Source organism: Marinomonas spartinae, from assembly GCF_016461715.1.
Lineage (GTDB): Bacteria > Pseudomonadota > Gammaproteobacteria > Pseudomonadales > Marinomonadaceae > Marinomonas > Marinomonas spartinae_A.
Genome location: NZ_JAEMUI010000002.1, coordinates 262,363 through 284,989 on the forward strand (window position 1 = coordinate 262,363; position 22,627 = coordinate 284,989).

Here is a 22,627-nt window from a genome sequence, read left to right on the forward strand (position 1 = left end):
GAACCTATACTAAAAAAATGGTGGCGAGACCAAGGAAGGCTAAAAAGCCGACCACATCGGTCACGGTAGTCAAAATAACACTGGCCGCTAAGGCGGGGTCGATACCAAGTTTTTTTAAGAAAATTGGTAAAAGAGTTCCAGTCAGTGCAGCAATCAAAAGGTTGATGATTGTCGCCCCCGCAATGATATAGGCAATCTTGATGTTGTCAAACCAAACTGCTGTCAGTATGGCAATAATGGCTGACCAAAGGAGTCCGTTGAGTAGGCCGACAATCAGTTCTCTATTTAATAGCCAGCGCATATTGGCTGAGCCAATCTGATCCAAAGCGATCCCACGTATGACCAAAGTGAGAACTTGAGAGCCAGCAATGCCTCCCATGCTGGCGACAATGGGCATTAAAACAGCCAGTGCGACAACTTGATTGAGCGTGTTTTGAAAAAGACCAATGACATAAGAAGCAATAAAGGCGGTGATTAAGTTGATGCCTAGCCAAACGGCACGGCGGCGTGTGGTTTTCATGATTGGCGAGAAGGTGTCTTCGTCATCGTCCAAACCGGCCATACTGAGCATGGAGTGTTCGGCCTCATCTCGAATGACATCGACTACGTCATCAATGGTAATGCGTCCAAGTAGCTTTCCTGTACTGCGATCAATAACGGGGGCGGAAACCAAATCCATTTTTTCAAACACTTGAGCGACTTCGCTTACGGATGTGTTTGAGTGGATGGTGGTGTGGTCAGTTTCCATAATGTCACGTACGGTGGTTTTTGGATCACAGACAAGGAGTTTTGCTAAGGGGAGGATCCCTAATAGTCGATTTGAACGACTGACAACTAATAAGCTGTCTGTCATGTCAGGAATTTGTTTATATTGTCTAAGGTAACGAAATACTCTATCTAAGGTGACATTAGGTCGAATGGTAATAGTGTCCGTGTTCATTAAGCCACCGGCGGAGTCTTCCGAGTAGCTTAATAAGGCTTCAACTCTTAGCCTATCCTGAGGGGACATGGATAAGAGTACTTCGCTTACCACTTTGTCTGGGAGATGTTGTAGTAAATCGGCTAAATCATCGCTTTCAAAGTGTTCAGATACCGCGACCACCCGATGGGTGCTCATGTTTTCCAAAAACTGTAAGCGGATGTCTTCGTTAAGATACTGAAGAACTTCGCCTTGGTTTTTGTCTTCAATGAGTTCCCAAAGTTGCTTACGTTCTTTAGGAGGCGAGGATTCTAGAAGGCTAGCAACCTCTTGTGCAGGTAAGGCGCCATTTAGCAAATAGCGCGTCTGTAGTGTGGCGCCAGACTCTAAAGACTCTGTGACCGTTTGTAGGTGGGCGAGTGTATTTTTATCTGGCATTGTTGTCCTTATTCGTCTTCTCCAAAACGATTATTGATTAATGCAATAATCGCTTTGATGGCATCCTCTTCATCTTCTCCATTTGTTTTTATGGTGATGTTGGTGCCTTTACCAGCAGCTAGCATCATCATTGCCATAATGCTTTTACCATCAACGTTGCGCCCGTCTTTCTCGATGGTAACATCACAAGAAAATCGAGAAGTGGTTTCGACCAGTTTTCCTGCGGCTCGTGCATGTAGGCCAAGTTTGTTGATGATGGTGACCGACTCTTCCAACATACCTTTTTCCTTATTATATTAAATCTAATTCAATAGTGATTCTAATTCATCAAGAAGGGCTTGGTTGGTCTCGGCCGCTCTTAATTTATCGAGTTTTTCGGTAGACTGCGCCAACTCAGCAATTTCTGACAGGGTTGATAAGTGGTTATCGCATTCGCTAGGAGGCACGATTAAAGCAAAAATTAAATCCACGTTTTGCTTATCCACGGAGTCAAAGTTAATGGCGGATTGCAATGACATCACAACCAGAGCTGTATGGTTAGCGCTTTCCAAACGGCAATGGGGGATGGCAATACCATTGCCTATGCCAGTACTACCAAGTTTTTCGCGCCCTAATAATGCATCATAAATTGCTTCGTTGTCGCAATGTAATCGATTTGACGCAACATCAGCAATGCTTTCTAGTACGCGTTTCTTGCTAATAATATCCTGTTTGGCGATAACGAGTTCAGCTTTCAATATAGATTTCAAAGGCATAAAGAAATGTATCCGTATTAGATGAGTCGTTTACGTTCATTAGAAGGCGGAATATTCATCGCCTCGCGATATTTTGCCACTGTTCGTCTAGCAACCTGAATACCCTGTTCCGCTAAAATGCTGGCTAGTTTGTTGTCGCTAAGCGGTTTTTTGGCAGGCTCTTCGTTAACGAGCTTCTTAATCATAGCTCGAATAGCAGTCGAAGAACATTCCCCTCCAGAGGCGGTATTGACATGGCTGGAAAAAAAGTATTTCAGCTCAAAAATGCCTTTTGGGGTATGCATGTATTTTTGGGTGGTTACTCGAGAAATAGTGGACTCATGCATGCCTACTTCTTCTGCGACATCGTGAAGCACCATGGGTTTCATCGCTTCTTCACCAAGCTCAAAGAAATCGATTTGTCGATTTACGATGCAGCTGGTGACTTTTAGTAAGGTTTCATTACGGCTTTGCAAGCTTTTCATGAACCATTTAGCTTCTTGTAAGGAGTTTTTGATATACGTGACGTCTTCTGATGTGGAAGCCGTTGATGCCATGGCCGAATAGGTTTCATTTATCTTAACCGGTGGAAGAGCATCATTGTTCAATTCAACTTGCCAGACGTTATTACGCTTTCTAACAGACACATCGGGGATAACATAATCCGTATCGTCTGCATCAATAATGGATCCTGGCCGCGGATTGAGTTGTTGTATTAGTTCAATCACTTCTTTGAGTGATTCTTCTTTCAACTTTGTTTTTCGGCTTAACTGTGCAAAATCGCGATTACCCAGCAGAGGTAAATAATTGTCTACTAAATTATAAGTACTTTTGTACAAAGGATGATCGCGGAAAAGTTCTAATTGAACTAACAGGCAATCACGCAGATCAATAGAACATACGCCGACCGGATCAAAGCGTTGTAAACGGTGTTGAACAGCAATGACTTCATCAAGCTCAAGGTCTTCAAGTTCAGTGCTTAATGATTCCCAAATGTCATTTGGGGTAATACTCAAGTATCCGTCGGACTGAACGCATTCAATGATGGCGTAAGCAATTTCAATATCCCGATCAGACATGTGCGTGAGATTAAGTTGCCAAATTAAATGGTCTTGAATGCTTTCTTCTGGCGCGCTACGGCTTTCAAAATCCCCATCATTTTCATAGTTATTTGAGTGGCTGACAGACGCTGAATTTTGATAGGTATCATCCCAGTCACTATCAATGGATAACTCTTCTGGAATGCTGTCAGTCCATTCTGATTCGACTTTTGCTTCTTCGCTATTATTTGACTCAGCCTTTTTCTCGGCAGAGTGTGTGTTGTCACTGTCGCGTTCTCTCAATACGGATGAGATGTCACTTGAGGTATATTCCTCATCGTCAATTTCCAGTAGTGGATTAGACTCCAAAAATTCATGGATCTCCTGTTTTAGATCCAGTGTTGAAAGTTGCAGTAGACGAATGGCTTGCTGCAGCTGTGGTGTCATGGTCAGTTGTTGACCGAGCTTTAATTGCAAAGACTGCTTCATAGAGCAACTCTTTTATCGTTAAGTTGAAAGTAAGAAATATGGAACAAGTTATGCATGTTACTCCCTTTGAGTTGCAAAAATAAGAGGTTATAAGCGGAAGTCGTTACCTAAATAGACTTTTTTCACTTGTTCGTTGTTGATAACCGTGTCAGCATCCCCTGATGCGATGATATGACCATTACCAACAATGTAGGCTTTATCACAAATGTCGAGGGTTTCCCTGACGTTGTGGTCGGTAATTAACACCCCAATACCACTTTCTTGTAAGTGCCTGATAATGAGCTTTATATCACCCACTGAAATAGGATCCACACCAGCGAATGGTTCGTCAAGTAATATGAACTTGGGGTTCATTGCCAGTGCCCGCGCGATTTCAACTCGGCGCCGTTCACCACCAGACAATGCCATACCCAAGTTAGAGCGAATGTGAGTGACATGAAATTCTTTTAATAAACTTTCTAGTCGTTCTTTTCTTTGAGCTTTATTAAGTTCTTTTCGTGTTTCAAGAATGGCATAAATATTGTCTTCTACCGACATTTTTCTAAAAATAGAGGCTTCTTGGGGGAGGTAGCCTATGCCTTTTTGAGCGCGGGTGTGCATGGCATTCTTGGTGATGTCTTGACCATCGATAAAGATGCCGCCAGCATCGTTGGTGACCATGCCAACGATCATATAGAAACAGGTTGTTTTGCCCGCACCATTAGGACCAAGCAAGCCAACCGCTTGACCTGACTCGACAGAAAGTGACACATCTTTAACCACTTGGCGTTTTTTATAACTTTTTGCGAGGTTTTTTGCTTCTAAAACAGCCATTTAGTTCTCTTTTTTCTGTGAAGATTCTTGTTGTTTTTCGGTTTGTGGTTGTAGAGTCATAGAGACTCGGCCTGATCCTTCTTTTTCGGCGCTGAAGGTGCCATTGTTAATGTAGTACACAATATGGTCAGCAGTGATTTTATCGTCCATTCTATTCAGGTAGCCGTCTCCAAAAATTTCTACTTTGGACTGAGCCGTCTTATAGACAACTTTATTGCCACGGCTAATCATCATATTACCTTGCCAATCGATTTGCTGGCTAAATTTGGCAGGATGGCCCGTTGCGATTAGCTCGGTAAATTTACGTGTTTTAGGATTGGTGATGACTTTCAGATACTGAGCTTGAATTTCAATCGTACCTTGTTTTACAAATACGTCGCCCGTGTAAACGGCTTCGCCTGTTTTTTGATCAAAGTGGGCTTGATTGGACTGTATATTTAGTGGTTTGCTTGTGTCGTCTGGTAGCGCTACTACCCATTGGCTTATGAATAAGCTGGTTAATAAAGTACAGACCTTAATGTGTTGCTTCATACTGTCCTCTTACAGATCCTGTCATTTTAACTTCTTCTGTGTTGATATAAGTGACAATGACATCGGCAGTTGTTTCGCCTTGTGTTGAGTGGATTTTTGCATTTCCTGTACTCGTAAGTGACTGTTGTTTATCTAAATAGCGAATATTGTCCGCTGTTAGTGTGATGTCTGGTGAGTCTACGTAATGTTTTATGGCAGATGCATCATCTGTTAATAGGATATCACTACTGCCATCTTCAATTATCCCTTTTTTTCCTTGTGCTTCCCAGTTCCCCGTTTTTTCTACTCTTTTTACCTTTGGGTTTTCGAGAAGTGTCTTTGCGCCCTTGTTGTAATGTAGACCTTTATCAGCGGTCAAGGTTTCTATCAGTTTGCCATTTTGATCAAATTCTGTAGCGTGTATTTTTGTAATGAAATAATCGGGGGTGCTGCTCAGATTATCAGTCTGAAGCAAGTTTTTATTATCGGATGAACCCGCCCAGAAAAAAAGAGTAATGATAACAATGCTGCCAGCCCCCAGTAGTAGTTTTTTGTGGCTTGCTTTGATCATTAGACAGAATCCCCAGTGCTAACGAAGAAAATATAGACAGCGTACGAAACGAGTAAGGGAATGGCTATCCAGCGTGGGATACTTTGGTTTTTGGTTTTGGCAAATCCGTAGATGAGCAAGGATAGGGCAACGGTTAATCCTAGAACCCAATAGAAATCCCGTCCTGAAGTGGTTTGATCAATTACGCCAGGTGCGATTAACGCAGGTAGTGGTAACACTGTCGCCAAGTTGAACATATTTGAGCCTAAAATGTTACCAATGGCAATATCATGGTGGCCCTTACGCACACTGCTGATGGAGGCGGCTAGCTCTGGCAGACTGGTGCCGACGGCCACAATGGTCAAGCCAATTACCATGTCGCTGACACCAAGAGCGGAAGCAATGCCAATGGCTCCCCAAACAAGTAATTTCGAGCTGCCAATCAGAACCGCTAGGCTGACAAATGAAATGCATAGGGATTTACTGACAGGGCTGCCATCATCCTCAGGTAACTCGCTGGAAAGTTGTTCTTCTAGGTTTTTGCTGCCTTTGAGCATGATGATCATCATGATAATAAACATGAAAACCAATACGATACCGTCTGAAAAGCTTAATGTGCCATCATGAAGTAGCCAGCCTGTCACCAAGGTGATGGTTAAAACAAGGGGGACCTCCTTACGCATCAAATCTTTAGTAACTGGTACAGCTGAAAACAACAGGGTAGCGCCGAAAACCAATGCGATATTGGCAATGTTGGAACCTAATACGTTACCAATGGCAATGCCAGGTGCATTATCAAATGACGCAATCGCCGACACAACCATTTCGGGCGCGGAGGTGCCTAACCCAACCAATATTACTCCAATAACAATGGGGCTCACTTCTAGTTTTTCGGCAACGAGCGCCGCATGTTCAATGAATTTATCAGAACTAATAACCAGCAAGACTAAGCCTGCAATTAGAGCAGCGGAAAACAGCAGCATAACCTTTTATTTACTCATGAATCAAAAAGATGTCCCATTTAATGAGGTTTACTGTGTAAATTCAAGACTTGATCTTTGAAACAATTTCGATTCCGTTTATTGTGCGATTCTATTTTCTAAGGGCGGGTGTTAGTATCAGCGACTATTATATTGGGAAATGATAGGTGGGTCCGTGCTGGATAGGTATATAAAAGTACAGAATCTTCGCTTTTCAAGAGGGGAGAGGGTGATATATGAAGATGTGTCGCTGGATATTCCTCGTGGAAAAATCACTGCTGTGATGGGGCCAAGTGGAACCGGAAAAACGACTCTCTTAAAGCTAATCGCTGCGCAGCTTTATCCAGACAGTGGTCATATTTTTGTTGATGGGAAGGATATTCATTCCTTGTCCCGTTCAGATTTATATAAAGTAAGAGAGAAAATGGGCATGCTTTTTCAAAGTGGTGCCTTATTCAGTGACATGTCTGTTTTTGAAAATGTTGCTTTTCCTTTGCAAGAACACACCAATTTTGATGCGAGTAAAATCGAAAGCATTGTGCTTGAAAAATTGCACAGCGTGGGGTTGCGAGGAGCAGCAAGGTTATTTCCCTCTGAATTGTCAGGGGGGATGGCTAGACGCGTAGCCCTTGCTAGGGCGATTGCATTGGATCCTGAGCTGGTTATGTTTGATGAACCATTTACAGGTCAGGATCCCATTTCTAAAGGTGTTCTGGTCGAGCTGATTCGTCAGTTAAACGATGGGTCAGGCATTACTTCAATCGTAGTGTCCCACGACGTAGAAGAGTCGTTATCCATTGCGGATCATGTCTGTATTTTGTCTGGTGGTCGAGTTATTGCTCAAGGGACACCCAGTGATATCCGTGCCTCTGACGATGCTCAAGTAAAACAGTTCTTAAATGGTGAGCCCGATGGTCCAGTTCCATTTCATTATCCGGAAAGTGTTGCTGATGAACAGAGGAGTCAAAGATGATGAATAGTTTGATTTCTTTGGGCGCTGGTTTTTTAGATTGGTTGGAGGCGGTTGGAAGAGCGGGGATATTTATTGTTCAAAGTCTCGTTCGTTTACCCGTTCGATTAGGGGAATCCATTAACCTTTTGATTCGCCAGTTGTATTCAGTGGGCGTGTTATCTCTGGTTATTATCATTGTATCCGGTACTTTTATCGGAATGGTGTTATCCCTACAAGGTTATAGTATTTTGGCAAAATTTGGCTCATCAGGATCTGTTGGTCAATTGTTAGCCTTGTCTTTGTTGCGTGAATTGGGACCAGTGGTGACGGCGTTGTTGTTCGCTGGTCGAGCTGGGTCATCGCTTACTGCCGAAATAGGTTTGATGAAGGCAACAGAGCAGCTCTCCAGTTATGAAATGATGGGGGTGGATCCTTTACGTCGTGTGATTGCGCCGCGTTTTATTGCTGGTGTGATTTCTTTGCCCTTGCTTAGTTTTGTGTTTTCGGCAGCTGGTATCATTGGCGGTATGCTTGTCTCTGTTGGTTGGCTTGGTGTGAGTGATGGGGCGTTTTGGACCCTTATGCAGCAATCCGTTAACTTTGATACGGATGTCATGAATGGAGTAATCAAAGCGGTAGTATTTGCTGTTGTGGTGACTTGGATCGCTGTCTATCAGGGCTATGAATGCGTTCCGACATCAGAAGGGATTGGGAAAGCGACTACTCGAACCGTCGTTTTGGGTTCATTGTCTATTTTAGCGTTGGATTTTATTTTAACCGCTGCGATGTTTGGAGATTTTTAGGATGAGAAGTAAGCGTGTTGAGTTATTGGTAGGTTGTTTCATTGTTTTGGGGATAGTAGCTTTTGTTTATCTTGCCATACAAGTGAGTGGTTTGGCATTTACCGGCAAAAAAGATACTTATCAAGTCGTTGCTGAATTTGATGATATCGGTGGTTTGACAGATCGTGCCAAAGTAACCATTGCAGGTGTTACAGTGGGGCATGTTGTCTCCATTAGCTATGATAAAAAGCTTTACATGGCAAAAGTTACCATGGCAATCGATTCGGATATCAACAATATTCCTGTAGACAGTTCCATCGCTATCCTGACAAGTGGCCTGTTGGGTGAGAAATACCTTGGTATTACGATTGGAGCTGATGAGAAAGTGCTGAAAAATGGCAGTCAAATATACGATACGCAATCTGCTTTGGTGTTAGAGAATTTAATTAGTCAGTTCTTGTTTAATAAAACCAGTCAATCTGACTCGAAAAAGTAATGAATTGGAGTGCTTAGACCATGTCAAAGGTAATAAACGTGATGTTTTTAGTAGGGGCGCTGTTTTCGTCCCTAGTTTGGGCAGATAACGAGGAAGGTGCTCGTGATACCGTCGTTAAGGTTGTTAACGAGTTTCGTACTCAGATTGTGGCCGATAAAGCTGAGCTTAAAAACAACCCTGCGTTATTGTCCGAAAAAGTAGATAAAATTCTCACGCCAGTGGTTAATTTTGATGAATTCGCGAAGAGAGTGATGGGTAAGTACTATCGTAGAGCGACTCCTGAGCAGCGAATTCGTTTTGCTACTGTGACCAAGGAAACCTTGTTGAAAACCTATGGTGGTTCCTTGTTGGATTTAGACCCTAGCAAAATCAAAGTATTACCATTAGGTCCTCAAAATCGTAGTGATGAAATTAGAGTAGATGTTACCTTTCAGCAGGATACAGGTAAGCTGATTGATATTAACTTTTATATGGAAGATTATGGCAACAATAACTGGAAATTGAGTAATGTTGTCGTGAGTAACATCAATTTTGGACTGACTTTTCGCAAACAGTTTGGCGTGATGATGCAGCAAAATAGCAATAATATTGATGCTGCTATTACGGCTTGGAAAGATTCTTTATCTAAAAAACAGTCCTAATTTGCTAGTAAGTGGGTAAGGTTCTGGATGATCTCGCTCACTGAATTTCATAAAAAATCCGAATTCGCTATGCTGAATTCGGATTTTTTTGTTTTTGACCGCTTGATCAAAGGTTACTAGCAAAAACAGACGGCTTTTTTACGCGGAGTTGTCTGGATGGGTGTTAAGAAGTTGGCAAGACTAAGGTAGAATGTCTCTATCTGTGAATATTTAAAAATTGGAGTGATTGTGAACGCAAGTGAAGTTAAAGCACTTTTAGAAGCCACTATCAACGATTGCAAGGTCATTGCCGAAGGTGAAGGTTGTAATTTTAGTATTGTTGTTATCTCTTCGGAGTTTGAGGGAATGTCTACCGTAAAAAGACAGCAGCTTGTTTATTCTCATCTTCAAGATGCCATTTCTAGCGGCGCAATCCATGCCGTCACAATGAAAACACTGACGCCACAGCAATACAGCGCGCAATAAATCATAATAAGAGATTGGAATATATGGATAAACTACTGATTTCCGGTGGTGTTAAACTCAATGGTGTTGTGCGCGCGTCAGGTGCTAAAAATGCGGCTTTACCTATTCTGGCTGCCACTTTACTAACAAAAGAATTGATTACTATTAAGAACTTACCGCACCTGCATGATATTACCACCATGTTAGAGTTGTTAGGCTCCATGGGCTGTGGTGTAGTGGTTGATGAAAAAATGAGCGTTCAATTGGATGTCTCGACATTGAACAATTCAGAAGCACCCTATGAGTTGGTTAAAACAATGCGTGCCTCTATTCTAGTTTTGGGACCATTGGTCAGTCACTTTGGTAAAGCAACTGTTTCTTTACCAGGTGGGTGTGCAATCGGCAGTCGACCTGTTGATTTGCACCTGCGCGGTTTGGAAGCAATGGGAGCAAAGATCGAAGTTGAAGGCGGCGATATTATTGCCAGCGTTGATGGTCGTCTAAAAGGGGCGCGAATTTTCTTTGATAAGGTAACTGTCACCGGAACAGAGAACCTATTAATGGCTGCGACGTTAGCTGAAGGCAAAACCATCCTAGAGAATGCGGCCAAAGAACCTGAAGTGGTGGATCTTGCTGAATGTCTGATTTCGATGGGAGCCAAAATAACTGGGCATGGTACCGATACTATTACCATTGAGGGGGTAGAAGCCCTGCATGGTACTACTTATCCCGTTATGCCAGATCGTATCGAAACGGGTACGTTTTTGGTAGCGGCTGCCATTACTGGCGGGAAAGTACGTGTTATTGATACGGATGTGAAGTCATTGGAAGCGGTACTGGCGAAATTGGAAGAGTCTGGTGCGAAGGTGACTTGCGGCGATGATTGGATCGAGTTGGATATGGAAGGCAAGCGTCCTAAAGCGGTTAACATTAGCACCGCACCTTATCCCGCTTTTCCAACAGATATGCAGGCTCAGTTTGTGGCGCTTAATTCCATCGCGACTGGTGTTGGTAGTGTTGTAGAAAATATTTTCGAAAATCGCTTTATGCATGTGAACGAGATGGTTCGCATGGGGGCAGATATTGAGATTACTGGCAATACCGCCATCGTCCGTGGGTGCGAAAAGCTAAAAGGGGCGCCCGTTATGGCGACGGACTTGCGTGCGTCAGCCAGTTTGGTGTTATCTGCTCTGGTCGCAGAAGGAGATACAAAGATTGATCGTATTTACCACATTGATCGCGGTTATGAATGTATCGAAGAAAAATTTGGCTCTTTGGGCGCGAAAATTTCACGAGTGGTAGATTAATATGAGTAATACTTTGACTATCGCCCTCTCTAAAGGGCGAATTTTAGGTGAAACCTTACCGCTATTGGAAAAAGCCAATATTATTCCAGCGGAAGATATTAATAAGAGTCGTAAGTTAATTTTTGATACCAACCATGACAATATTAAGTTGGTGATTTTACGAGCTACAGATGTGCCTACCTATGTAGAGCATGGGGTGGCAGATTTTGGTGTCGCAGGCAAAGATGTATTAATGGAAGCGACCACCAAAAATTTGTATGAATTGGTGGATTTGAAAATTGCAAAGTGCCGATTGATGACGGCTGGAGTGGTGGGGGAAGCTCTGCCAGCTCGCCGTTTGAAAGTGGCGTCTAAGTTTACTAAGACTGCTAAGGCTTATTTTGCTGAGCAAGGTATTCAGGCTGATGTAATTAAGCTTTATGGTGCGATGGAGCTGGCTCCCATCATGGGGTTGGCTGATTTGATTGTGGATATAGTCGATACTGGCAACACCCTAAAAGCGAATGGGTTGGAACCACGAGATTTCATTGCTGATATTAGTACGCGCTTGGTGGTCAACAAAGCTGCCTATAAAACTAAATACGCTCAGATTGAGCCAATTATTGAGATGCTTCGTCGCGCAGTTGACAATAACGAGGATAAGTAGTGAATCTAAATATTAGACAATTCTCCACGGATTCTGAGGGTTTTTTAGCAGAATTGGAAAGCTTGCTGGCATGGGATTCTGTGTCTGATGTATCGGTACAGGATGCGGTAACCCATATTGTTAATCAAGTGCGCCTACAGGGTGATGCATCGGTTATTGAGTTTACCAATAAGTTTGATCGTCGTCAGGTGACGTCAGCCGCGGAACTTGAAATTTCCCGTGAAGAAATGGCGGCAGCAAAAAGTCGTGTGAGCGATGAGCTGATTGCTAGCTTAGAGGCGGCCGCAAAACGTGTCCATGATTATCATGAGCGTCAAAAGCAGCCATCTTGGCAGTATCAAGAAGCGGACGGTACGATTCTTGGTCAAAAAGTAACGCCTTTGGATCGTGTAGGTGTATATGTTCCGGGTGGTAAGGCTGCTTATCCTTCTTCTGTTCTAATGAATGTCATGCCTGCGAAAGTGGCAGGTGTTGGCGAGATCATTATGGTAGTACCGACGCCAGATGGTTTTGTGAATGACATCGTTCTGGCGGCTGCATACATCGCGGGTGTTGATCGTGTATTTACCATCGGTGGTGCGCAAGCGGTGGCAGCCTTGGCATACGGTACAGACTCCATTCCTAAGGTAGATAAGATCGTTGGTCCTGGTAACATTTTTGTTGCGACAGCCAAGCGTATGGTGTTTGGTGCGGTTGGTATTGATATGATCGCTGGGCCGTCTGAAATTCTTGTGGTTTGCGATGGCAAAACCAATCCAGATTGGATTGCCATGGATCTATTCTCTCAAGCAGAGCATGATGAAGACGCTCAAGCTATTTTAATATCACCTAATAAGCAATTTATTCATGATGTTAAAGCCTCTATGGAGCGTTTAATTGAAACCCAAAGTCGCCGCGACATTATTAAAGTGTCTTTGGAAAATCGTGGCGCGTTTGTTCATGTCAAAGACATGGATGAAGCTATGGATATCGCGAATATTGTTGCGGCGGAGCACTTGGAATTATCGGTTGATGAACCTGAAAAATGGGCCCAGAAGATTCGTCATGCTGGTGCTATTTTTATGGGCCGACATACGCCAGAAGCCTTGGGTGATTACTGCGCTGGGCCGAACCATGTATTGCCAACATCTGGTACGGCGCGTTTTTCTTCTCCACTTGGTGTTTATGACTTTCAAAAGCGCAGTTCTTTGATTAACTGTTCACCAGAAGGCGCGAGTGCATTAGCTAAGATTGCCTCTCCGCTAGCCCGTGGCGAGTCCCTTGAAGCGCACGCTATGTCTGCTGAATATCGTATTATCGATGAACAAGCAGCAGGTCCATATGACAAGTAAGAAGTCAAAGGCATCCGAGCATCCAAAAGCGCTCTATAAATTACGCACCGTAACGCGTATTTCTGCCTTTGTGATTTTGGCAGTGGTGATCGTCGGATTGCTACTGCCAACGAATTATAAAGTAGAGCGGTCTGTGACAATAGACTCATCCAAGCAGACTGTGATGAGTGTGTTGTTGGATGGGAACGCTTTACCAAACTGGATGTATATTAGTGATGGGCGAGTGGAGGCGTTTAATGGGGTTTATACTAACGGACGCTCTGCAACCATTCACTATAATAAGACCGATAAGGTAGGTAGCATTACGATGACCAGCATTGGAAATGACCAAATTACCTTTGATGTCAAGCCTAAGCCTGAAGTCGATGTGGTTCGAAATGTGATTCGCTTGCAATCTATCGGAGGCAAAACCAAGGTTGATTGGCTTATTCAAGGTAAGTTGCGAGCTGGTTTGCTTAGTCCCTATGTGGCTTTATTGGCCAATCGTATTGCTGGCAGCAACTTTGAAAGAAGTTTGGAACGTTTGAAAGACATCGTTGAAACAAAAGTAGGTCGGTAAGACCTACTTTTGGTGTTGTGCTGGTTTGCTTTGTTCTTATAGGCCATTGTTCATGGCGCTTTTCATCTTTAATCACTTTTTAAATCAATCAATTGTTGCTAATTGATTAAGTGTTGCATGACCGGTTGTTTTTCTAACTTGATATTGGCTTGATAGGATTGCAGGCCTCTGATACCAAGTAACGAAATGACTGAGCCGGGTTTCATATTGGCGATTCTTTGTCTGGTTTCAAATGGATTGGTACTTGGGGTGTTGTTGATTTTAACGATAATATCGCCCACTTCGATTCCCGCTTTATCTGCTGGACTTTGCTGAATGACGTGACTGACTAGCAAACCATGGTCAACAGGTAAACTTAGGCTTTTTGCTAACTGTTTATTGACTTTTTTAGCATCCATACCAAGATATGAGCGCGTCACTTTACCATATTTAATCAGTTGAGACATGACTTTTAGGGCATCATTTACTGGTGTAGCAAAGCCTATTCCCTGAGAACCTCCTGTGCTTGAGTAAATAGCGGAGCTTATGCCAATCAATTGACCTTTTAAGTTAACCAGCGCACCGCCAGAGTTGCCAGGATTGATCGCCGCATCGGTTTGTAAAAAATTCTCATAGGAATGGAGGCCAATACTATTTCTGGCCTTAGCGCTAATGATACCAGCGGTTACTGTTTGGCCAATGCCGAAAGGGTTTCCGATAGCGAGGATTTTGTCTCCTACTTGAATTGTCTGGCTATTTCCCAACTCTATCGGAGTAAGGTTAGGTAGATCTATTTTCAATACTGCTAAATCCGTAGCGGGATCCGAACCTATTAATCTGGCTTCCGCCTGTCTATCATCGTGTAGACCGACAACAATGTGGCTAGCATTTTGTACAACATGATAATTGGTCAGTATGTATCCGCTTTTGGACATAATGACGCCTGAGCCAAGGTTGATGGTATGTGGGTTGTTGTTACGCTCTAAAATGCTGTTGGGAGATGCCGTTTGAGTATAGATGTTGACCACGGAAGGTGCAGCTTTTTTAACGGAAGAGGTGTAGCTTGTGTCTGCTAATTTGTTTTTTTCTTGAATGAGAAGGGTGCCTAGTCCTATACAAGTGCCAAGTAGAATGGCGATAATGAGAGGTGTCCACTGTTTTTTATGTATCATAAATGTCGAGGTTGTTTTGCTACGTAGTGAATTTGAATGGTTATTAGACCGAACATTGAGCCCAAATTTGTTTAAAGATTATGCCCCTAATGGCTTGCAGGTGGAAGGGAAAGCCGAGATTAAGCGTGTTGTCACCGGTGTGACGGCCTGTCAGGCATTAATTGAAGCGGCAATTGACTACCAAGCCGACGCCATTTTTGTGCATCATGGGTATTTTTGGAAAAATGAGGCGCCACAGATTGTGGGAATGAAGTATCGTCGAATTTCTGCTTTGATCAAAAATGATATCAATTTATACGGTTACCATTTGCCCTTAGATGCCCACCCAGTGCTTGGCAATAATGCAGGATTGGCGGATGCCATAGGGTTGACGGATCGTTCGTCTTTACAGCCATCGCTTCCTTTGGAACAGTCGATTGGTTTGATAGGATGTTTGGATAAGCCTCTTGATGCTAATGCATTCAAAGCCTTGGTTGAGCAAGCTGTTCAACGAGATATTCTGTTTGAGGTGGTCAATGAAAAGGCTATTCATAAAGTGGCGCTCTGTACCGGCGGTGCGCAAGGTTATATCGAACAGGCTGCCGAGCTTGGTGCAGATGTCTTTATTACTGGTGAGGTGTCCGAACAGACGATTCATATTGCCCGAGAAATGGACATTCATTTTATCGCCGCAGGACATCATGCGACGGAGCGTTTTGGTGCACAAGCTATGGCAGAATTTTTATCGAGTGAGCATGGCCTTGAAGCGATATTTATCGATATAGATAGTCCAGCATAAGACAAGTGACTTGACTAACAACTCAAGCACAAAAAAAGCGGCTTAGTTGGCCGCTTTGTATTGTGTGCTGATTGCTCGTATTGTATGACGAGCTTAGTGTTAGATTGTGCGTTTTGGCTCGGTGAATTCAGCTTGTTTTTTGAGTCCAAACTTCTCGCTTAGCATGCCTTGCCCATCGTCGCTTTTTGGCGCGTAGTCTCTTGGTGGTTCAGATAGGCTGTCTTCATTTGCCAACTCTTGTTGTGGTGTTGAGGGAGAGGCTGGCGCTATTTGGACATGGCTTAACTGACTTGCACCATTCGATAGGCTGCTTCGTAACTCAGCAAGACGTTTTTCTAGGGCCAATAAATGATCATTGCTGTCTGAGAAAAAATTATCAATAACGACTTGTTTTTTGTCTAGTTCTTCCTGTAGTGACTTAATGGTAATGGCATTGGTGTTTGAGACAGTGTTTTTCTTTGTGTTTTTGGTGGTGATGCTCTTTAAAATAAGGGCGATCGCGAACCCTGCGACAACGCCAGTAATAAAAACAATAATGTTGAATTCTTCTAAGATCATGGCTTACTCCTAAAAATCAATAAAGCATTATAGCCTGAAATCCTCAAACGATGACACCATGGTAGGTGTTGTTTAAGTATCTATTTGTTAGAATGCCTTCACTAATTTAATCGAATGAATGAGCAACAATGACACCTATTACTCGGTATAAGCAAGATTTAGAAAGAGAAGATTTTCATTATGATCCGGCGCAGGAAGAAGCGGTGCTGGCTCTTCAAGATTTATTCGATCGTCTGGTAGCACGCCAAAATGAACCTGAGTCTAATGGCTTGTTCGGAATTTTCCGTAAAAAGAAAGGCGTCGATGTTGAGAAAGGTCTGTATTTCTGGGGTGGCGTAGGTCGCGGAAAAACCTATTTGATGGATACGTTTTACGAATGTCTACCAACCGACAAAAAAATGCGTCTGCATTTTCATCGTTTTATGCAGATGGTTCATAAAGAAATGCGTAAGCATGAGCATGTTAAAAATCCGCTGGATATTGTTGGTAAGGATATTGCTGAAAAAGCCCAAGTGCTCTGCTTTGATGAGTTCTTTGTAACGGACATAACCGATGCCATGATATTAGCAGGCTTGTTGGACGTACTATTTAAGAATGGTACCACGCTGGTGGCGACGTCGAACATTGAACCGGATGGTTTATACAAGAATGGTTTGCAACGGGCTCGTTTCTTACCTGCGATTGATCTGGTAAATAAGTATACTAGAGTAATGAATGTGGATGGCGGTATTGATTATCGCCTGCGTACCTTGAAGCAAGCAAAGTTATATCATTTTCCGCTGACAGAGCAATCAGATCAGATACTCGAAGATCGCTTTATGAGCTTGATTTCTGATGCATCTCACATTCAAACGGGTGGGGCGGTAGAGATAGAAGGCCGTCAGATACCATTGGTGAAAAGCTGTGACCATATGGCTTGGTTTGATATCTATGCCCTATGTGATGGACCTCGTAGTCAGGTGGATTACATTGAGATTGCGAAACTCTATTCAACGATACTGATCTCCAATCTGCCGCAAATGGATGCGACCCGAGATGATCTAGCGCGGCGTTTTATTAACCTGATCGATGAGTTTTATGACCGTCATGTGAAGGTCATTATCACAGCAGATGTCGATATACCTGATATTTATAAAGGCGACCGCTTGGCTTTTGAGTATGATCGTACGGTGAGTCGTTTGCTGGAGATGCAGTCTGAAGAATACCTTTCTCTGGAGCACCGGCCGTAACGCTAATTCGACTTTATTATTTATACAGACTCATGTATACTTCGCTCGCCTTTTTAAGGGTATGTGTACGTTGCTCAAACATGTGAATGTTTGGTCAACCAATAATAATAGGTATAGCGTGCAATGAGCACGCGTATTGAAAGGGTTTTTTGATGAAAACTTTTACAGCTAAGCCTGCTGAAGTACGCCGCGACTGGTTCGTGGTTGATGCTGAAGGCAAAACACTAGGCCGTTTGGCTACTGAAATCGCTCGCCGTTTACGCGGTAAGCATAAAGCGGAATACACTCCACACGTTGATACTGGTGATTACATCGTTGTTATCAACGCTGAGAAAATTCACGTTACTGGTAACAAAGCAGCTGCGAAACAATACTACCGCCATACTGGTTACCCAGGCGGCTTGCGTTCTATGAATTTCGAGAAGTTGATTGATCACGCTCCTGAGCGCGTTCTTGAAATCGCCGTTAAAGGTATGTTGCCAAAAGGTCCTTTGGGCCGTGCAATGCACAAGAAAATGAAAGTGTATGCTGGTGCTGAGCATCCACATGCTGCGCAACAGCCTCAAGAACTTAACATTTAATACGGAAGATCATTATGTCAGCTACTCAATACTACGGTACAGGTCGTCGTAAAACGTCTACCGCTCGTGTGTTCCTTAAAGCCGGTTCTGGTAACCTAGTTATCAATAACCGTTCAATTGATCAGTACTTCGGTCGTGAAACTGCTCGCATGGTTGTTCGTCAGCCTCTTGAGCTAGTTGAAGCAACTGAGAAGTTTGATGTTTACATCACTGTTAAAGGTGGTGGTATCTCTGGTCAAGCTGGTGCAATTCGTCACGGTATCACTCGTGCATTGATGCAATACGATGAGACTCTACGTCGTACTTTACGTTCTGCTGGTTACGTTACTCGTGACTCTCGTGAAGTTGAACGTAAAAAAGTGGGTCTACGCAAAGCTCGTCGTCGTCCTCAGTTCTCAAAACGTTAATTTTCGTTTTCAGATTACTATCAAAGCGCTTGGTGTTTTCTCACCAGGCGTTTTTTTTGTTTTGCAATTTGTTGAAATATATTTTTTGAGCTAGGACATAGAGTTAATTGTGTTTATTCAATAGAATATTGTTTTGCTGTTCAATGAGGTGTTGGTTGTTTGGAAGAAAAAATCAATAAAAGTCGTCGTCGATTTTTAATTGGCTCGACCACCGCTTTGGGAGTGGTTGGGGGTGTCGGTGCGACCGTGCCTTTTTTGTGTTCTTGGCAGCCAAGTGATGCGACAAGAGCGTCTGGTGCCCCTGTTCAAGTAGATGTCAGTAAGCTTGAAGAAGGCCAACAAGTGACGATTGCTTGGCAAGGAAAGCCTGTTTGGGTATTACGTCGTACGGCTCAAACCATTAACGATTTGCCAAAGCTAAACGCGCAGTTGGTGGATCCTTTTTCCTCTGTTGATCAACAGCCAGCCTATGCCGATAATCTTTATCGCTCCATTAAGCCTGAATATTTGGTATTAGTGGGTATTTGTACCCACCTCGGTTGCTCACCAAACTATCAACCCAACTCAGCGGCTGATGATAATGCGCAATGGTATGGCGGATACATTTGTCCATGCCATGGTTCGCGTTTTGATTTAGCAGGACGAGTCTATAAGCATTACCCAGCGCCAACCAACCTTGTTGTTCCACCTTATTATTTTAAGAGTGATCGCGTGATTGTGATTGGTATCGGTCAAAATGCCAAGGGAGAAGTGTAGTGGGCTTTTTTTCTGGGCTGCTTGATTGGCTGGATGAACGTTTCCCAATTAAGGCATTTTATAAAAAGCACTTCTCTGAATACTATGTTCCCAAAAACTTGAATGCCATGTATGTTTTTGGTGTTTTGGCAATGTTGCTGCTATTTAATCAGCTAATTACGGGGATTTGGTTGGCGATGAGCTATACGCCCACTGCGGCCGGTGCGTTTGCCTCTATTCAATATATTATGCGTGATGTGCCCTACGGTTGGCTGATTCGCTATATGCATACAACCGGAGCTTCGGCTTTGTTTATCGTACTGTATATTCATGTGTTGCGAGGTTTACTGTACGGTTCCTATCAACGACCTAGAGAATTGGTATGGCTATTGGGGATGACTCTGTATTTCATTATTATGATCGAAGCGTTTATGGGCTATTTGCTGCCTTGGGGGCAAATGTCTTATTGGGGCGCGCAGGTTATTACCTCATTATTTGGAAGTATTCCCGTGATTGGCAAAGGCTTAGAGCAGTGGGTTCGAGGTGATTATCTCGTTTCTGGTGTGACGTTGGGTCGGTTCTACGCATTGCATATTATTGCGTTCCCTATATTGATGGGGCTTTTGGTGTATTTACACTTGTCAACGCTGCGTCATGTAGGCTCAAACAATCCTCAAGGTATCGACATTAAAAAACATGTGAATAAAAAAGGCGTGCCTTTAGATGGGGTTCCTTTTTCTCCTTATTTTATTACCAAAGACATTTTAGCTATTGCCATTTTTCTTTTTCTTTTTTACGCGGTGATTTTCTTCTTCCCTGATGGTTTTGGTTTTATTCTAGAAAAAGCGAATTTTGAGCCTGCTAATCCTTTAATAACGCCTGTGCATATTGAGGCCGCTTGGTATTTTTCGCCTTTTTATGCCATGTTGCGTGCTATTACCTTTTCGCTGTTTGGGTTGGATGCGAAGTTCTTGGGCATGGTCGTCATGTTATCGTCAGTACTTATCGTATTTTTTGTGCCCTGGTTGGATAAAAGTCCTGTTCGATCCATTCGCTATAAGGGCTATTTAAGTAAATGCTTTTTATGTGTTTTTGTGGTGAGTTTTCTGGTGCTGGCAGTGATGGGAAGCTTGCCAGTTGGTAAAACGACGACTTGGGTTTCACAGCTTGCCACTTTGGGGTACTTTTCTTATTTTTTATTAATGCCTTGGTATTCCCGTGTTGAAGCGACTAAGCCTGTTCCGGAAAGAGTGTCCCCGTGATGCGAAGAGCCATCTTGATTACGTTGTTTTCCTGTTTTTTTAGCATTGTTGCCGTAGCAGGAGGGAGCGACCAAGGGGTAATGACGCCTGATTTTAGTGATCAAGCCTCTTTACAGCGGGGGTTAAAGATTTATTCAAATTATTGTTCTGGCTGTCATCAGCTTAGTTATATGCGTTATAAGGAAATTTCTATTGATTTAGGTATTCCTAATGCATTATTTGAAGAAAATTTATTACCAAAATATGCTAGAATGGGCAGCCAAATTACAGCGACTATGGCATCTGTTGATGCAAAACGTTGGTTTGGTGCAAAAGCACCTGATTTAACACTTGAGGCGAAGCGAAGAAGTCCCAATTGGATATATCATTATTTGCAGGGCTTTTATCAAGATAAGTCGCGGCCATTAGGGGTGAATAACCTGTTGCTTGAGAATGTTGCGATGCCCAATGTGCTCGAACATTTGCAAGGGCAAAGGTTGCTACAATGTCAGCAAGAAGAGAAATCGCTTAAGTCTGGTCATAATTGCCGCACAGTGGCTGGAAAGATAAAAGGAACGGTTTCTGAGCAAGAATTTAAGCAAATCGCATATGATACCGCGAACTTTTTGGCCTATACAGCGGATCCTTCGCGTTTTCAGCGTGAGTCTTTAGGGTTAAAAGTTTTGCTCTTTATTGCTTTGTTTTGTGTGTTTGCTTATTTACTAAAAAAAGAATTTTGGCGTGATGTTAGATAAGTTATCGTCCGGTCATATCCCTCAATAATGGATTGAACTGGTCAATTTTAAGTTTGCCCGTCGTGGGTGTGTGTTGTTTTTAAGAAAGGGGTTATACATGGGTGTTATTGCTAAGCGCTCTTCAATGACGTTCTTCTCCGATGGTGAAGATCATTACAGCCATCGAGTTCGTATTGTATTGGCAGAAAAAGCTGTTACGGTGGACATCATTGATGTGGACCCATTCAATAAGCCAGAAGAGTTGGCTGATGTGAATCCATACAATGAATTGCCTGCGCTGGTAGATCGTGATTTGGTTCTTTACGAGCCTAATGTCATGATGGAATATCTTGATGAGCGTTTTCCTCATCCGCCTTTGTTGCCTGTTTATCCGGTTGCGCGTGCAGAAAGTCGTTTGTACATGTACCGTATTCAGCGTGACTGGGCGAAGTTGGTCGATTTGATTCTTTCTAGTAAAGACAAAGAAGCCGTTGCTCAAGCGCAAAAAGAGTTGCGTGAAGGTTTGATCAGTGTTTCTCCAATTTTTGCTGAGAAGCCTTATTTTATGAGTGATGAATTCACTATAGTTGATTGCTGCTTGGCTCCTATCCTATGGCGTTTGCCTTCTTTGGGTATCGATATTCCTAAAGAGCAGGCACGTGCTTTATACAAGTATATGGATTTAGTGTTTGAGCGTGACTCATTCAAAGAAAGTTTGTCTGAGGCGGAGCAAGAAATGCGTTTGGATTAAGTGATTTACTTAATCTGTTGTTATCTAGTGATTGCAACAAGCATAAAAAAGAGGGCCGATATTGGCTCTTTTTTTATGTCTTAAATGAGCAATTTTACACTTTGATGACCTTTATCGGTGTATTTTTCCATATGTCGTCTTGGTGCTGAGTAACATGAGCGAATACCATGTGTTACCATCTTCTCATCAATTTGCTTGAGTTTTGCATCATGAGACGCATGCTGTATTTGAAAGAGGTATGGCGGGGTATTTCATTGAGAGGAAGACTTGAAACACAAACTATTTTGATTCGATCAAGCGTTAGGCTAGATGGTTGTAGGAGTAAAAATGTTACCGAAAAGATCGTATTTATTGAACGCGGCTTATAGCTGGATTGCCGATAACAACATGACACCGTATCTTTTGGTGGACGCGGATCAAGCGGGTACGATTATTCCGCGAGAATTTGTAAAAGATGGACAGATTGTGCTGGATATTAGCATGTCGGCGGTTCGTAACCTGATAATGGATCAGAATGGCGTGTCCTTTGGTGCTCGTTTTGGTGGTAAGCCCATGGAAGTCTATGTCCCCATTCAGGCAGCTTTAGCGTTATACGCACAAGAGAATGGTGATGGCTTTGTTTTTCCTGATGAAGAATTTCCTGAGGAAGCGCCTGAGCCAACGCCGCCAACGCCACCTAAGAAAGGTTTTACCTTAAAAGTGGTTAAATAATGGCTTTCTTGGTTAGAGTAAACAGGAAATAACCGATGGTTTTATATCTACAAAAGGGCTTCCAAAGAAGCCTTTTTTTATATCGATGGTATGCCGTTTTTTTTAGGAAAAATTAAAAGT

28 protein-coding genes are annotated in these 22,627 nt (G+C 42.9%); 18 read left to right on the top strand and 10 right to left on the bottom strand.

Annotation, left to right across the window (positions count from 1 at the left end; all coding sequences use genetic code 11):
* Window positions 1-4 precede the first annotated feature (4 nt).
* From mgtE to JHD45_RS03115, 8 genes are all read right to left on the bottom strand, one after another.
* On the bottom strand, window positions 5-1,357 hold the full coding sequence (gene mgtE / locus JHD45_RS03080; RefSeq protein ID WP_199474719.1) for a magnesium transporter: 1,353 nt from the start codon (window positions 1,355-1,357) through the stop codon (window positions 5-7).
* A gap of 8 nt (window positions 1,358-1,365) precedes the next feature.
* Entirely contained in the window at window positions 1,366-1,635 is a 270-nt protein-coding gene (locus JHD45_RS03085; RefSeq protein WP_199474720.1) for an HPr family phosphocarrier protein, read from the bottom strand.
* A gap of 24 nt (window positions 1,636-1,659) precedes the next feature.
* Window positions 1,660-2,112 carry a PTS sugar transporter subunit IIA gene (locus tag JHD45_RS03090; RefSeq protein WP_199474721.1) on the bottom strand — a complete coding sequence of 151 codons (453 nt, stop codon included), beginning with the start codon at window positions 2,110-2,112 and terminating at the stop codon, window positions 1,660-1,662.
* Window positions 2,113-2,129: 17 nt separating this feature from the next.
* Window positions 2,130-3,620: an RNA polymerase factor sigma-54 gene (locus tag JHD45_RS03095; protein WP_199474722.1), complete on the bottom strand. Its 1,491-nt coding sequence runs from the start codon at window positions 3,618-3,620 to the stop codon at window positions 2,130-2,132.
* 87 nt (window positions 3,621-3,707) lie between these two features.
* The gene (gene lptB / locus JHD45_RS03100) at window positions 3,708-4,433 is read right to left on the bottom strand and encodes an LPS export ABC transporter ATP-binding protein (RefSeq protein WP_199474723.1); all 726 of its coding nucleotides are present in this window, start codon (window positions 4,431-4,433) and stop codon (window positions 3,708-3,710) included.
* A complete protein-coding gene (gene lptA / locus JHD45_RS03105; protein WP_199474724.1) occupies window positions 4,434-4,964 on the bottom strand; it encodes a lipopolysaccharide transport periplasmic protein LptA in 531 nt (176 codons plus the stop codon).
* A complete protein-coding gene (gene lptC / locus JHD45_RS03110; RefSeq protein WP_199474725.1) occupies window positions 4,948-5,514 on the bottom strand; it encodes an LPS export ABC transporter periplasmic protein LptC in 567 nt (188 codons plus the stop codon). The genes lptA and lptC overlap by 17 nt, the downstream gene beginning before the upstream one ends.
* On the bottom strand, window positions 5,514-6,476 hold the full coding sequence (locus JHD45_RS03115) for a calcium/sodium antiporter (protein ID WP_199474726.1): 963 nt from the start codon (window positions 6,474-6,476) through the stop codon (window positions 5,514-5,516). Before JHD45_RS03115 ends, lptC begins: the two co-directional genes overlap by 1 nt.
* 157 nt (window positions 6,477-6,633) lie before the next feature.
* On the opposite strand from JHD45_RS03115, the gene JHD45_RS03120 reads away from it, so the two are divergent.
* The 9 genes from JHD45_RS03120 to JHD45_RS03160 all read left to right on the top strand — a co-directional run bounded on the left by JHD45_RS03120 (window position 6,634) and on the right by JHD45_RS03160 (window position 13,631).
* Complete coding sequence (locus JHD45_RS03120; protein WP_199474727.1) at window positions 6,634-7,446, top strand: ABC transporter ATP-binding protein; 813 nt, start codon at window positions 6,634-6,636, stop codon at window positions 7,444-7,446.
* A complete protein-coding gene (gene mlaE, locus JHD45_RS03125; RefSeq protein ID WP_199474841.1) occupies window positions 7,446-8,228 on the top strand; it encodes a lipid asymmetry maintenance ABC transporter permease subunit MlaE in 783 nt (260 codons plus the stop codon). The genes JHD45_RS03120 and mlaE overlap by 1 nt, the downstream gene beginning before the upstream one ends.
* A gap of 1 nt (window position 8,229) precedes the next feature.
* A complete protein-coding gene (mlaD, locus tag JHD45_RS03130) occupies window positions 8,230-8,703 on the top strand; it encodes an outer membrane lipid asymmetry maintenance protein MlaD (protein WP_199474728.1) in 474 nt (157 codons plus the stop codon).
* Window positions 8,704-8,723: 20 nt separating this feature from the next.
* Window positions 8,724-9,344, top strand: coding sequence for an MlaC/ttg2D family ABC transporter substrate-binding protein (locus JHD45_RS03135; RefSeq protein ID WP_199474729.1), 621 nt, complete (start codon window positions 8,724-8,726; stop codon window positions 9,342-9,344).
* Between the two features lie 228 nt (window positions 9,345-9,572).
* A complete protein-coding gene (locus JHD45_RS03140) occupies window positions 9,573-9,809 on the top strand; it encodes a BolA family protein (RefSeq protein WP_199474730.1) in 237 nt (78 codons plus the stop codon).
* Window positions 9,810-9,832: 23 nt separating this feature from the next.
* Window positions 9,833-11,095: a UDP-N-acetylglucosamine 1-carboxyvinyltransferase gene (murA, locus tag JHD45_RS03145; RefSeq protein ID WP_199474731.1), complete on the top strand. Its 1,263-nt coding sequence runs from the start codon at window positions 9,833-9,835 to the stop codon at window positions 11,093-11,095.
* Window position 11,096: 1 nt separating this feature from the next.
* On the top strand, window positions 11,097-11,741 hold the full coding sequence (hisG, locus tag JHD45_RS03150; protein WP_199474732.1) for an ATP phosphoribosyltransferase: 645 nt from the start codon (window positions 11,097-11,099) through the stop codon (window positions 11,739-11,741).
* Entirely contained in the window at window positions 11,741-13,072 is a 1,332-nt protein-coding gene (gene hisD, locus JHD45_RS03155; RefSeq protein WP_199474733.1) for a histidinol dehydrogenase, read from the top strand. The genes hisG and hisD overlap by 1 nt, the downstream gene beginning before the upstream one ends.
* Entirely contained in the window at window positions 13,062-13,631 is a 570-nt protein-coding gene (locus JHD45_RS03160) for an SRPBCC family protein (RefSeq protein ID WP_199474734.1), read from the top strand. Before hisD ends, JHD45_RS03160 begins: the two co-directional genes overlap by 11 nt.
* Window positions 13,632-13,729: 98 nt before the next feature.
* On the opposite strand, the gene JHD45_RS03165 is transcribed toward JHD45_RS03160, so the two are convergent.
* Complete coding sequence (locus JHD45_RS03165; RefSeq protein WP_199474735.1) at window positions 13,730-14,782, bottom strand: S1C family serine protease; 1,053 nt, start codon at window positions 14,780-14,782, stop codon at window positions 13,730-13,732.
* Between the two features lie 16 nt (window positions 14,783-14,798).
* On the opposite strand from JHD45_RS03165, the gene JHD45_RS03170 reads away from it, so the two are divergent.
* A complete protein-coding gene (locus JHD45_RS03170; protein WP_233407535.1) occupies window positions 14,799-15,560 on the top strand; it encodes a Nif3-like dinuclear metal center hexameric protein in 762 nt (253 codons plus the stop codon).
* A 99-nt stretch (window positions 15,561-15,659) separates the two neighbouring features.
* Here the strand turns inward: JHD45_RS03170 and JHD45_RS03175 are convergent, their stop codons facing one another.
* On the bottom strand, window positions 15,660-16,118 hold the full coding sequence (locus JHD45_RS03175; protein WP_199474736.1) for a ZapG family protein: 459 nt from the start codon (window positions 16,116-16,118) through the stop codon (window positions 15,660-15,662).
* A 128-nt stretch (window positions 16,119-16,246) separates the two neighbouring features.
* Between JHD45_RS03175 and zapE the strand changes: the two genes are divergently transcribed.
* The 8 genes from zapE to JHD45_RS03215 all read left to right on the top strand — a co-directional run bounded on the left by zapE (window position 16,247) and on the right by JHD45_RS03215 (window position 22,507).
* Window positions 16,247-17,347, top strand: coding sequence for a cell division protein ZapE (zapE, locus tag JHD45_RS03180; protein WP_199474737.1), 1,101 nt, complete (start codon window positions 16,247-16,249; stop codon window positions 17,345-17,347).
* A 152-nt stretch (window positions 17,348-17,499) separates the two neighbouring features.
* On the top strand, window positions 17,500-17,928 hold the full coding sequence (gene rplM, locus JHD45_RS03185) for a 50S ribosomal protein L13 (protein ID WP_067014800.1): 429 nt from the start codon (window positions 17,500-17,502) through the stop codon (window positions 17,926-17,928).
* A 14-nt stretch (window positions 17,929-17,942) separates the two neighbouring features.
* Window positions 17,943-18,335: a 30S ribosomal protein S9 gene (gene rpsI / locus JHD45_RS03190; RefSeq protein WP_067014797.1), complete on the top strand. Its 393-nt coding sequence runs from the start codon at window positions 17,943-17,945 to the stop codon at window positions 18,333-18,335.
* A gap of 159 nt (window positions 18,336-18,494) precedes the next feature.
* Window positions 18,495-19,091 (top strand): ubiquinol-cytochrome c reductase iron-sulfur subunit, encoded by a 597-nt coding sequence (gene petA / locus JHD45_RS03195; protein ID WP_199474738.1) that lies wholly within the window; start codon window positions 18,495-18,497, stop codon window positions 19,089-19,091.
* Window positions 19,091-20,332, top strand: coding sequence for a cytochrome b (locus JHD45_RS03200; protein WP_199474739.1), 1,242 nt, complete (start codon window positions 19,091-19,093; stop codon window positions 20,330-20,332). Before petA ends, JHD45_RS03200 begins: the two co-directional genes overlap by 1 nt.
* Before the next feature lie 14 nt (window positions 20,333-20,346).
* On the top strand, window positions 20,347-21,066 hold the full coding sequence (locus JHD45_RS03205) for a cytochrome c1 (RefSeq protein ID WP_199474740.1): 720 nt from the start codon (window positions 20,347-20,349) through the stop codon (window positions 21,064-21,066).
* A 97-nt stretch (window positions 21,067-21,163) separates the two neighbouring features.
* The gene (locus tag JHD45_RS03210) at window positions 21,164-21,796 is read left to right on the top strand and encodes a glutathione S-transferase N-terminal domain-containing protein (RefSeq protein ID WP_199474741.1); all 633 of its coding nucleotides are present in this window, start codon (window positions 21,164-21,166) and stop codon (window positions 21,794-21,796) included.
* Between the two features lie 327 nt (window positions 21,797-22,123).
* The gene (locus tag JHD45_RS03215) at window positions 22,124-22,507 is read left to right on the top strand and encodes a stringent starvation protein B (protein ID WP_199474742.1); all 384 of its coding nucleotides are present in this window, start codon (window positions 22,124-22,126) and stop codon (window positions 22,505-22,507) included.
* The last annotated feature ends 120 nt before the right edge of the window (window positions 22,508-22,627 follow it).